The organism is Streptomyces sp. I05A-00742, from assembly GCF_013055795.1.
Classification (GTDB): domain Bacteria; phylum Actinomycetota; class Actinomycetes; order Streptomycetales; family Streptomycetaceae; genus Streptomyces.
In genome coordinates, this window is record NZ_JABETO010000072.1 from 1 (window position 1) to 11110 (window position 11110).

The 11110-nt window shown below is 73.0% G+C and carries 10 protein-coding genes and 1 pseudogene; 9 read left to right on the top strand and 2 right to left on the bottom strand.

What is annotated here, in order from left to right:
- A pseudogene (locus HN013_RS31605) lies at window positions 1-414 on the top strand (sigma-70 family RNA polymerase sigma factor); the annotation flags it as partial.
- Between the two features lie 111 nt (window positions 415-525).
- Here HN013_RS31605 and HN013_RS31610 read toward each other — a convergent pair.
- Complete coding sequence (locus tag HN013_RS31610; protein ID WP_171172377.1) at window positions 526-1338, bottom strand: hypothetical protein; 813 nt, start codon at window positions 1336-1338, stop codon at window positions 526-528.
- A 45-nt stretch (window positions 1339-1383) separates the two neighbouring features.
- Here HN013_RS31610 and HN013_RS31615 point away from each other — a divergent pair, with 45 nt between their 5' ends.
- The 6 genes from HN013_RS31615 (at window position 1384) to HN013_RS31640 (ending at window position 7330) form a co-directional block, all read left to right on the top strand.
- The gene (locus HN013_RS31615; RefSeq protein ID WP_171172379.1) at window positions 1384-2349 is read left to right on the top strand and encodes a Ppx/GppA phosphatase family protein; all 966 of its coding nucleotides are present in this window, start codon (window positions 1384-1386) and stop codon (window positions 2347-2349) included.
- A gap of 23 nt (window positions 2350-2372) precedes the next feature.
- Entirely contained in the window at window positions 2373-3197 is an 825-nt protein-coding gene (locus HN013_RS31620) for a sugar phosphate isomerase/epimerase (RefSeq protein WP_171172381.1), read from the top strand.
- Entirely contained in the window at window positions 3194-3817 is a 624-nt protein-coding gene (locus tag HN013_RS31625) for a TetR family transcriptional regulator (protein ID WP_171172382.1), read from the top strand. Before HN013_RS31620 ends, HN013_RS31625 begins: the two co-directional genes overlap by 4 nt.
- Before the next feature lie 275 nt (window positions 3818-4092).
- A complete protein-coding gene (gene ilvD / locus HN013_RS31630) occupies window positions 4093-5934 on the top strand; it encodes a dihydroxy-acid dehydratase (RefSeq protein WP_171172385.1) in 1842 nt (613 codons plus the stop codon).
- A 103-nt stretch (window positions 5935-6037) separates the two neighbouring features.
- The gene (locus HN013_RS31635; RefSeq protein ID WP_171172386.1) at window positions 6038-6487 is read left to right on the top strand and encodes a MarR family winged helix-turn-helix transcriptional regulator; all 450 of its coding nucleotides are present in this window, start codon (window positions 6038-6040) and stop codon (window positions 6485-6487) included.
- An 87-nt stretch (window positions 6488-6574) separates the two neighbouring features.
- Window positions 6575-7330, top strand: coding sequence for a PepSY domain-containing protein (locus HN013_RS31640; RefSeq protein ID WP_171172388.1), 756 nt, complete (start codon window positions 6575-6577; stop codon window positions 7328-7330).
- 120 nt (window positions 7331-7450) lie between these two features.
- Here HN013_RS31640 and HN013_RS31645 read toward each other — a convergent pair whose 3' ends face one another.
- A complete protein-coding gene (locus HN013_RS31645) occupies window positions 7451-9691 on the bottom strand; it encodes a protein kinase domain-containing protein (protein WP_171172391.1) in 2241 nt (746 codons plus the stop codon).
- A gap of 164 nt (window positions 9692-9855) precedes the next feature.
- Between HN013_RS31645 and HN013_RS31650 the strand changes: the two genes are divergently transcribed.
- Complete coding sequence (locus HN013_RS31650) at window positions 9856-10209, top strand: SH3 domain-containing protein (protein WP_171172393.1); 354 nt, start codon at window positions 9856-9858, stop codon at window positions 10207-10209.
- A 76-nt stretch (window positions 10210-10285) separates the two neighbouring features.
- The gene (locus HN013_RS31655) at window positions 10286-10819 is read left to right on the top strand and encodes an EamA/RhaT family transporter (RefSeq protein ID WP_249375664.1); all 534 of its coding nucleotides are present in this window, start codon (window positions 10286-10288) and stop codon (window positions 10817-10819) included.
- Window positions 10820-11110: the final 291 nt, after the last annotated feature.

Genomic DNA, 11110 nt, shown 5'->3' on the forward strand with positions numbered 1-11110 from the left:
GAGGCGCCCGCCGACGGCAGCGCCCGCGACCGGACGGAGGAGGCCGACGGCGCCCCCGAGGCCGCCCCGGGCACCGGGACGCCGCCGCCCGCGCCGCCGGGCCTGTGGGGCGGCCCCGGACGGCTGACGCTCGCGGCCCAGCCCAGCGGGGCCGACACGGCCATCACGCTCACGGCGGTGGGCGAAGAGGTGCACTGGGCGGTGACCGCCGACAAGGGGTGGCTGCGGCTGAGCCGGAGGGGCGGGGTGCTGGCCCCCGGCCGGTCCGTGACGTTCACGGTCTCCGCCGACCCCGACCGGGAGCCCGCCGGACCGTGGCGGGCGCGGGTGCGGCTGGCGCCCGGCGCTTCGGTGGTGACGGTCGGCGGGCCGGGACGGCTGCGGCGGCCGGGAACCGGTGACAGCGCGCGGTGAGGGCACACGATGACAGCGCGCGGTGAGGGCGCGCGGCGAGGTGTGAGGGCGCGCCCGGCGAGGGCCTGCGGCGGCCGGGGCCCGGCAGGGAGACCGGCGCCGCGCCCGTCCTCAGCGCTCCTGGCGCCCCTCGGACGCCGGATCCGCCGGATGCGGGGCCATCGGCAGCAGCGACGCCAACCGCTCCTCGCACAGCTCCACCAGCCGCGCGTACCCCTTCTTCCCCATCAGCTCCATCAGCTCCGCCCGATAGCTGACATACACCGGCTCCCCGGCGCCGTGCGCGGAGCGCGCGGAGGTGCACCACCAGTGGAGGTCGTGCCCGCCGGGCCCCCAGCCGCGCCGGTCGTACTCGCCGATGGTGACCTGGAGGACCTGGGTGTCGTCGGGCCGGTCGATCCAGTCGTAGGTCCGGCGGACGGGGAGCTGCCAGCAGACGTCCGGCTTCGTCTCCAGCGGCTCGCGGCCCTCCTTCAGGGCCAGGATGTGCAGCGCGCACCCGGCGCCGCCCGCGAAGCCCGGGCGGTTCTGGAAGATGCAGGAGCCCTGCCAGCGGCGCGTCTGCCGCTCGTCGTCCTCGTCGAGCTGCGTCCAGCCGTCCGGCGAGGAACCCTCGCCGTGGAACTGCCAGATGTCGGGTGTGAGCCGTGCCACATGCCCGGCCACCCGTCGCTCGTCGTCCTCGTCGGAGAAGTGCGCGCCCAGCGTGCAGCAGCCGTCGTCGGCCCGGCCCGCCTTGATGCCCTGGCAGCCGCTGCCGAACACACAGGTCCACCGGGAGGTGAGCCAGGTCAGGTCGCAGCGGAAGACCTGCTCGTCGTCGGAGGGGTCGGGGAACTCGACCCACGCGCGGGCGAAGTCGAGCCCGACCTCGTCGGACGTGCTCTGCTGCTTCGGGGCCTTCGCCTTCTTCGTCTTTGCCACACCTCAAGCCTATGTGTCCCCACCGGTCCCAGTAGCGTGCACGGCATGAGACTCGGTGTCCTCGACGTGGGTTCGAACACGGTCCACCTGCTGGTGGTGGACGCGCACCCCGGTGCGCGCCCGCTGCCCGCCCACTCCCACAAGGCCGAGCTGCGCCTCGCGGAACTTCTCGACGACTCGGGCGCCCTCGACGGCGCCGGCGTCGACCGCCTCGTCCACGTGCTCAAGGGCGCCCTCCGGGCGGCCGAGGACAAGGGCGTCGAGGAGGTCCTGCCGTTCGCCACCTCAGCCGTCCGCGAGGCACCCAACGCGGACGCCGTCCTCGCGCGCGTCCACGAGGAGACCGGCGTCCGGCTGCCGGTGCTCTCCGGCGAGGAGGAGGCGCGGCTCACCTTCCTCGCCGTCCGCCGCTGGTTCGGCTGGTCGGCCGGCAAGCTCCTCGTCCTCGACATCGGCGGCGGCTCCCTGGAGATCGCCTACGGCCAGGACGAGGAACCCGACGTCGCCGTCTCCCTCCCGCTCGGCGCCGGGCGGCTCACCGCCGGCCGGCTGCCCGACCCGCTCCCCGACCCCGCCGACGTCCGCGAGCTGCGCCGTTACGTCCGCGCCGAGATCGCCCGGACGGTCGGCAACTTCGCCCGGCTGGGCGCCCCCGACCGCACCGTCGCCACCTCCAAGACCTTCAAACAGCTCGCCCGCATCGCCGGCGCCACTGCCTCCCCCCGCCCCAAGGGCACGGGAGGCACCCCCAACGGCGAGGCCCTGTACGTCCAGCGCGTCCTCAGCCGCAAGGCGCTGGAGGAATGGGTCCCCCGGCTCGCCGCCATGACCCCCGACCAGCGCGCCGCACTGCCCGGTGTGTCGGCCGGCCGCGCCCCGCAGCTGCTCGCCGGAGCGCTGGTGGCCGAGGCCGCGATGGACCTGTTCGGGGTGGACGAGGTCGAGCTGTGCCCGTGGGCGCTGCGCGAGGGCGTCATCCTGCGACGGCTGGACCACCTGCCCGCCGTGTGACGGGCGGTCGTACGCTGTCCCTCGTGACAGAGCCAGTGGTGCGCATCCCGGATGCGAAGGTCGCCCTGTCCACGGCCTCGGTCTACCCGGAGTCCACGGCGACGGCCTTCGAGATCGCCGCCCGTCTGGGCTACGACGGAGTCGAGGTCATGGTCTGGACCGATCCGGTCAGCCAGGACATCGACGCCCTGCGCCGGCTCTCCGACTACCACCGGATGCCCATCCTCGCCGTCCACGCGCCGTGTCTGCTGATCACCCAGCGCGTCTGGTCCACCGACCCCTGGGTCAAGCTCCAGCGCGCCAAGGCCGCGGCCGAACGCCTCGGCGCGACCACGGTCGTCGTCCACCCGCCCTTCCGCTGGCAGCGCTCCTACGCCCGCGACTTCGTGCGCGGGATCTGGCGGATGGCCGACGAGACGGACGTCCGCTTCGCCGTGGAGAACATGTACCCCTGGCGCTACCGCGACCGCGAGTTGCTCGCCTACGCGCCCGACTGGGACGTCACCAAGGACGACTACCGGCACTTCACCGTCGACCTCTCGCACACGGCGACCGCCCGCACCGAGGCGCTCGACATGATCGCCCGAATGGGCGACCGGCTCGCACACGTCCACCTCGCCGACGGCAACGGCTCCAACAAGGACGAGCACCTGGTCCCGGGGCGCGGCAAGCAGCCCTGCGCCGAGCTGCTGGAACGCCTCGCCGTCAGCGGCTTCGACGGCCACATCGTCGTCGAGGTCAACACCCGGCGCGCCATGTCCGCCGCCGAGCGCGAGGCCGACCTCGCCGAGGCGCTGGCCTTCACCCGGCTGCACCTCGCCTCCCCGACGGGCGCGGCCCGGCCGTGACCCCGCCTCCACCTCCGCCCAGGCGGCGCGGCCGTCCGCCCCGCGCCGAGGCGGGCAACGGCCCCGGCGCCCGCGAACGCATCGTCGCCGCCGCCCGCGCCGAATTCGCCGAGCACGGCTACGACAAGGCCTCCATCCGCGCCATCGCCAAGGGCGCCGACGTCGACCCCGCCCTCGTCCACCACTACTTCGGCCCCAAGGAACAGGTCTTCGCCGCCGCCGTCGAGGTCGCCTTCGCCCCCGCCCTCCCCGCCCCCGACGTCCTCCTGGAGGGCGACCGCGACCACGCCGGCGAACGCATCACCCGCTTCATCCTCGGCGTCTGGGAAAACCCCGTCACCCGCGAGCCCCTCCTCGCCATCCTCCGCTCGGCCGTCGCCAACGAGACGGCGGCGGGGGTCTTCCGCGACCTCGTCACGCATCGGCTCATGCTGCGCATCGCCGGGGGGCTGTCCATTCCGGACGCGCAGCTGCGCTCCGAGATCGCGGCGGCCCATCTGGTGGGGGTCGCGATGCTGCGTTATGTGATCAAGGTGGAGCCGCTGGCGTCGGCGGATTTCGATGTGGTGGTGGGGATGGTGGCGCCGGCGGTGCAGGGGCATTTGGCGGGGGGTGGGTAGCCCCGGGCCCGCCCTTTCACCGTTTCTTGCAGGGGCAAGCCCCCGCACCCCCCTGAGCGCGCCTGCGGCGCGCGTCCTCAATCGCCGGACGGGCTGAATAGCCCGTCCGGCGATTGAGGACAACCGCGCGGAGCGCGGTTTCAAGGGGGCGCGGGGCCCACCCCGCAGAAACGGAGAAAGGGCGGGACCGGGGCGCATCTCACATCCCGGAAACCGTGTCCGGATCACGGATCCCCCGCGTACCCTCGAAACACACATCGAGGAGCGGAGCGAACATGCCCGAGCTGAGGTCCCGTACCGTCACCCACGGCCGCAACATGGCGGGCGCCCGAGCCCTTCTGCGCGCCGCGGGTGTAGCGCGCGAGGACTTCGGCAAGCCGATCATCGCGGTGGCGAACAGCTTCACGGAGTTCGTGCCGGGCCACACCCACCTCCAGCCGGTCGGCCGGATCGTCTCGGAAGCGATCAAGGCGGCGGGCGGCGTGCCCCGCGAGTTCAACACCATCGCGGTGGACGACGGCATCGCCATGGGCCACGGCGGCATGCTCTACTCGCTGCCGTCCCGCGACCTGATCGCCGACTCGGTCGAGTACATGACCGAGGCGCACTGCGCGGACGCGCTGATCTGCATCTCCAACTGCGACAAGATCACGCCCGGCATGCTCATGGCCGCCCTGCGCCTGAACATCCCCACCGTCTTCGTCTCCGGCGGCCCCATGGAGGCCGGCAAGACGACTCTGGTCGACGGCACGGTCCGCACCAACCTCGACCTGATCAGCGCGATGTCGGAGGCCGTCTCCGAGTCCGTCTCGGACGAGGACCTGGAGCGCATCGAGGAGGCCGCCTGCCCCACCTGCGGCTCCTGTTCCGGCATGTTCACCGCCAACTCCATGAACTGCCTGGTCGAGGCGCTCGGCCTGGCCCTCCCCGGCAACGGCTCGGTGCTGGCCACACACACCGCCCGCAAGGAGCTGTACGAGGCCGCGGGCCGCACGGTCGTCGAGATCACCCGCCGCTGGTACGAGCAGGACGACGCGACGGTCCTCCCGCGCTCCGTCGCCTCCCTCGCCGCCTTCGAGAACGCGATGGCCCTCGACGTCGCCATGGGCGGCTCCACCAACACCGTCCTCCACCTGCTGGCCGCCGCCCAGGAGGCCGGGCTCGGCTTCGACATGACACACATCGACGCCGTCTCGCGCCGCGTCCCCTGCGTCTGCAAGGTCGCGCCCAACGGCTCGTACCACATGGAGGACGTCCACCGGGCCGGCGGCATCCCCGCCATCCTCGGCGAGCTGCACCGCGCCGGACACCTGCACGAGGACGTCCACAGCGTGCACTCCGACTCGCTCGCCGAATGGCTCAAGCGCTGGGACGTGCGCGGCGGTTCGCCCGCCCCCGAGGCCGTCGAGCTGTTCCACGCCGCCCCCGGCTGCGTCCGCTCGGCCGAGGCGTTCTCGCAGTCCGAGCGCTGGGAGTCGCTGGACGTGGACGCCGCGAACGGCTGCATCCGCGACACCGCCCACGCCCACTCCGCCGACGGCGGCCTGGCCGTGCTGTACGGCAACCTCGCGGTGGACGGCTGTGTGGTGAAGACGGCCGGTGTCGACGAGTCGATCTGGACCTTCGAGGGCCCGGCCGTCGTCGTGGAGTCCCAGGAGGAGGCGGTGGACGCCATCCTCACCAAGCGCGTCAAGGAGGGCGACGTGGTCGTCGTCCGCTACGAGGGCCCCAAGGGCGGCCCCGGCATGCAGGAGATGCTCTACCCCACCTCGTTCCTCAAGGGCCGCGGCCTGGGCGCCAAGTGCGCGCTCATCACCGACGGCCGCTTCTCCGGCGGCACCTCGGGCCTGAGCATCGGCCACGCCTCGCCCGAGGCGGCCTCCGGCGGGACCATCGCCCTCGTCGAGGACGGTGACCGCATCCGCATCGACATCCCCGGCCGCTCCATCGAACTCCTCGTCCCCGACGAGGAGTTGGCCGCCCGCCGGGAAGCGCTGGGCGGCGTCTACGCGCCGCGGGACCGCGAGCGCAAGGTGTCGCAGGCCCTGCGCGCCTACGCGGCGATGGCCACCAGCGCCGACAAGGGCGCGGTGCGCGACATCAGCAAGCTGGGCTGACCCGGCCCGCCGCGTTCCGTTCCGTCCCGTCCCGGGCCGTCGCACCGCCACGGCCTGGGGCACCGGGACACCGGAGCCCGGGCCGCGCGGATAATGAGCCGCGATGGCGAACGACGACTTCTACGAGGCATGGCTCGACGCGGTCTCCCGCGGCAGCCGGCCCAAGCTCTTCGACCTGCTCCTCCGCCGGGCGGGAGTGACGCTGGACCGCGCCCTCTTCCCCCTGCTGGCCCGCGTCCAGATGCTCGGCCCGATCGGCGTGACCGACCTCGCCGGGCTGGTCGACCTCAACCACTCCACCGTCAGCCGCGAACTGGCCAAGCTCGAACAGCGCGGCCTCATCACGCGCCGCCCCGCCCCCCACGACCACCGCGTCAAGGTGGCGGAGGCGACCCCTCAGGGACACGAGACCGTCGCGGCCATCAACCAGGCGCGGCGCCGGCTGCTGGACGAGGTGTTCGAGGGGTGGAGCGAGGAGGAGCAGCGGGTGTTCGGACAGCTGTACCGCAGGTTCTCCGACAGGATGCACGGCCTGGCGTACCCGGAGGACTGAATCCGCGGTCCGCCGGGGAACGGTCACCCGAGTGATCCCCGGTCCGGGGTGACATGCGGAACCGCGATCGGGGCAACAAGTGCACTCATGGCACCGAGTGGACTCATCAAGGACCAAAAGGACAACGCCCCACGCCCCGGCCCCCGCCCGCGCCCGGCCCGGCTCCGGGCCGCCGCCCTGGCCGCCTGCGGCGCCGCGACCGCCGGCCTGCTCCTCGCCGGGTGCGGTGACGACGTCGGGAACGGCGGAGGCGGCGCCTCGACACCACCGCCCGCTTCCGCACCGGCCTCTTCACCGCCGGCCTCCTCCCCGGCAACCGGAACGGAACGGCCGCTCACCGGGGACCAGGCCGAGCGCAAGGCCCTCGTCCCCGCGGCGAAGACCGGCTGGGAGCAGGCGGCCCGGGCGGCGACGGACGACGTCGCGGGCAGCAAGCTCGTCGCCGTCGAGCTGAAGCGCTCCTCCTCGGGCGGCGGCCCCGAATGGCACGCCGAGGTCGCCACCGCCGACGGAACGGCCCACTCCGTCGTCGTCGACGGCGTCACCGGGAAGGTCACCCGCTCCACCGCCGACGCCGACCAGGACGGCGACGACAAACAGAAGCTCGCCGACCGGCTCAAGGCGGCCCGCGTCACTCCCCAGGAGGCGGCGGCGACGGCCACCGGGCGCAAGAAGGGGACGGTCACCACCCTGGAACTCGACACCGGTGATGAGAAGGCCGGAGAGGGCAAGAAACTGATCTGGTCGGTGGACGTCGTGACCACCGACGACTGGAACAAGACCACCTACGACATCGACGCGAACAACCGCGCGGTCCTTCGGGAACACATGGACCGCGACTGACCCCGCGAAAGCAGTAGCTGTCCGGGGTGTACCGAACTTCCGGTGGTGCCGCTGGAGTTCGCCGGGGACGCGGGACGGCGGCCCCGGCGAAAAAGTCTCAGCGTCGGCGATCCGGAAGTCTCAGTGCCAGTGCTCCGGCTCACGGCCGCTCACGGCGAACACCGTCCCGTCCGGCGCCGAGCCGTACACCTTCCCCCGCGCCGCGACCGGCGGCGGCAGCACCCCGGGGAAGCCCTGCCCGGCCCGGGCCAGCCGGGGCTTGGTCTGGCCCAGCAGCTCGCCGTGTGACGTGTCCACCGCTATCAGGCGCCCGTCGGCCGCCGAGAAGTACACCCTGCGGTGGTCGGACACCAGAGCGGACGCATTGGCCACCGACGTCTCCACCCGCCACAGCTGCACCCCGCGCTCGGTGTCCACCGAGAGCAGCCCGCCGTCGGCGGACAGGACGTAGACGGAGTCCCGGCGCGACACGGCGCTCGACGCGATCACGGGCGCGTTCAGCAGCACCCGGCGCTCCCGCCGTGCCGCGGGGTCGTAGCGCACAACGGCCGAGACCCGGTTGTCCGCGTCGGAGGCGGTCAGATAGAGGCCGCCGTCGTAACGGGCGCCGACCACCGACAGGCTGCCGTTCGCCGTCCACTGCCACAGCGTCCTGCCGGTGAGCGGGTCCACGGCGACGATCCGGGTGCGGCGGCCGTTGTCCGACGGCGTGACGGCGTAGGCGGGCCCGGTGCCGTAGGAGGAGAAGACCGGGTTCCGGTACCCGGGGATGGCGTGCCGCCAGCGTTCCTTGTTGGTCCGCGCGTCCACCGCGGTGACCGTGCCGTCCTCGGCGACCAGCAGGACCGTGTCCCCCGCGAAGTAGACCCTCCCGACGTACCGCGACACGTCCCTGGCCCAGCGCCGCGCGCCCGAGGCGGGATCGAGGGCCGACAGCCGGCGGCCGTCGGGGGACAGGGCCTGCACCAGCCCGCCGCCGACCACGGGCGCCACCGGCGCCGCACCGGCCCGCCCGCCCGCCTCCTCGCGGCGCCAGACCACCTTGCCGTCGAGGGAGTTGATCCGCGTGGCGAGCAGCCCGGGGGCGGAGCAGTACAGCGCGCCCTCGGAGTGGTCGCAGAACGCGGGACGGGCCTCGCCGCGCACCGGCGGCTTCCCCGGCAGCGGCGCCTGCCACGGCTGCCAGACGGTACCGACGGTGGTGGCACGCGTCTGCAACGGCTCGTCCCCGGTGTCCGCATGCCGCACGGCCCACCCGGCACCCACACCCAGCGCCACGGTCGCGACCGCCCCTACCGCGAACCAGGTGACCCGCCGCCACCGGGACCGGGGTGCCGCGGCCGGGGCCTGGGCCGGAGGGCTGACCTCTACTTCTCTGCGCCACCGCGCCGGGGGCCGGCCGGTGTGCGTGACGGGTGTGTCCGCCCGCGGAGGACGGGCCTCGGCCCTGGGCGGGCGCAGTCCCCGGCGGGGCGGCCGGGGAGGCGGCTCGTACGGCACGTCCGGGAGCCGCGGCAGAGCGGGCCGCGCGTCCTCCGGCAGCGGCGGCAGCCGCGACATGATGACGTCCGGCGTCGGCCGCAGCTCAGGGTCCTTCGCCAGACAGTCCCTGATCAGCGGGACGAGGTCCGCCGGTACGCCCTCCAGCTCCGGTTCGTCGTGCACCACCTGGTACGCGACGAGGTACGGACTGTCGGAGGCGAACGGCCCCCGCCCGGCCGCCGCGTGGACGAGCACCGACGCCAGCGCGAACACGTCCGCGGCCGGACCCACCTCGCGCGGCCTCTGGAACTGCTCGGGCGCCATGAACGGCGGGGTGCCCACCAGTTTCCCCGTCTCCGTCCTCAACTCGCTGTCGTACGGGCGGGAGATGCCGAAGTCGATGACCTTCGGTCCGTCCTCGGAGAGCAGGACGTTGCTGGGCTTGAGGTCGCGGTGGACGACCCCCGCGCGATGGATGTCGCGCAGCGCCTCCGCGAGCCCCGCCGCCAGCCGGCGCACCTCGTCCGGTGCCAGCGGTCCGTTCCGCTTGATGTACGCGGCGAGGGTCGGCCCGGCGATGCACAGCGTCGCCATCCACGGCCGTTCGCAGTCCGGGTCCGCGTCCACGACCGGTGCGGTGAACGCCCCGCTGACCCGGCGAGCGGCCGCCACCTCCTGCCGGAACCGCGCTCTGAACTCGGGGTCCGCCGCGTACTCGGCATGCACCACCTTGACCGCGAGCCGCAGCCCCGACGGTGAGTGCGCCAGGTGGACGACGCCCATGCCGCCCGCGCCGAGACGGCCCTCCAGGCGATACCGGCCCGCGTACTCCGGATCCTCCGCTTCCGGGCCGTTCCCGGTATCGCGCAGCGGCGGCATTCCCCACCCCCGTGTCGTGTCGGCCGCATAGGCGGCTTGCGGAGCCTAATCGATGGGCCACCTGATGCCCGGGAGGCCGTGCCCGGCCTTGCTAGCCTGCGCATGTCATTTTCCCGTCAACAACAGCTTTTTGACGGTCGTTTCGAAACAGGGGAGGGCGCAATATGGCCAACGAAGAGGTCGTCGAAGAGCAGACCCGGGAGGCCGGCGAGGTGCGGCCCGGCACCCTCGACGTGGAGTCCCCGGTAGCCGTCCAGGCCGCCGCCGGCACCGTCTTCTACCCGCTCGCCCCCGGCTACCAGGTGAACGTGCGCAGCGGCCCGAGCACCAGCAGCCAGCTGATCAAGATCCTTCCGCAGAACACCCGCGTCCCCATCCGCTGCCAGACCCGCGGCGAGACCATCTCGGGCCCCTGCGGTACGACAAACATCTGGGACAACATCGCACCCGGTCAGTACGTATCCGATGCGTATGTGAAAACGGGCAGCAGCGATTTCGTGACGATTCAGTGCGGATAGCGATCGTGTCGTGACCGCCTCCGCTCGGCCGCCGAGGCGCCCCGGCGCGGGGCAATAGCGTGGCAATAATCGACGCATGACTGGACAGAACCGGACTCCGACGGCCGACGGCCGGGACCACGACCCCGGCCGGACCCCGGGCACGACGGGCACGACGGGCACGACGGGAAGGGGCCGGGCCGGGGACGGTGCCCGGCGGCCCGAACCCATCCGGTTCTTCGGTACGACCTGGGTCGAGCACGACGGCGGGTACGCCTGGCGCCGCGCCGCCGTCGCCGTCGGAGCCCTGACGGCGGCGCTGGCCGGCGCCTTCGCACTGCGCCTCGGCTACCAGGGCCTCGCCATCGCCAAGGTCGGCGGCCTCGTCAACGCGATCGTCGTTGCCGGTGTCGCCGTATGTACGGCCCTGGCCTTCCGCCGCACCTGGGAGGGGTTCGTCCGGCGCGGTGAGAGCACGGGGGAAGGAACGACAGGGGACGGGCGGAGCGAGCGGTCCGCACAGAACCTGATGCTGATCGGCTTCATCGGCGTCCTCCTCGCCTGGTCCCTGCGAGCCCTCCAGGAGGCCCCCGGGGAGAAGCTGCACCGGGAGGAGTACGAGCGGGGGTAGCGGCGCCTGGGGGGAGTGGCGGGGGTGAGGCTGGGGCGAGGCTGGGGGTGGGCACGAGCACCCCTGAACCTCGTGTAGAGTTCTTCGAGTTGCCGCGGCGTCCGCGAGGAGGCCGGGGCGGCACTTCACGCCACTCGGCGGGATCCACTACTGCACGGCCCCTGAACGGGATTGATTTCGGCATGCCGGAATTCGGTTCCGGACTCCGATTAGGAGTCGCCGGGGGAATCCGCTAAAGTAGTGATCACGCCGGAAGGCGCGAAACAAACCCCCTCCAACGGGGACCGGAAA

What these genes read in the sequence shown, in the direction of transcription:
- HN013_RS31615 (WP_171172379.1), top strand. Translation starts at nt 1,384, where the DNA reads ATGAGACTCGGTGTCCTCGACGTGGGTTCGAACACGGTCCACCTGCTG.
- ilvD (WP_171172385.1), top strand. Translation starts at nt 4,093, where the DNA reads ATGCCCGAGCTGAGGTCCCGTACCGTCACCCACGGCCGCAACATGGCG.
- HN013_RS31635 (WP_171172386.1), top strand. Translation starts at nt 6,038, where the DNA reads ATGGCGAACGACGACTTCTACGAGGCATGGCTCGACGCGGTCTCCCGC.
- HN013_RS31640 (WP_171172388.1), top strand. Translation starts at nt 6,575, where the DNA reads ATGGCACCGAGTGGACTCATCAAGGACCAAAAGGACAACGCCCCACGC.
- HN013_RS31645 (WP_171172391.1), bottom strand. Translation starts at nt 9,691, where the DNA reads ATGCCGCCGCTGCGCGATACCGGGAACGGCCCGGAAGCGGAGGATCCG.
- HN013_RS31650 (WP_171172393.1), top strand. Translation starts at nt 9,856, where the DNA reads ATGGCCAACGAAGAGGTCGTCGAAGAGCAGACCCGGGAGGCCGGCGAG.
- HN013_RS31655 (WP_249375664.1), top strand. Translation starts at nt 10,286, where the DNA reads ATGACTGGACAGAACCGGACTCCGACGGCCGACGGCCGGGACCACGAC.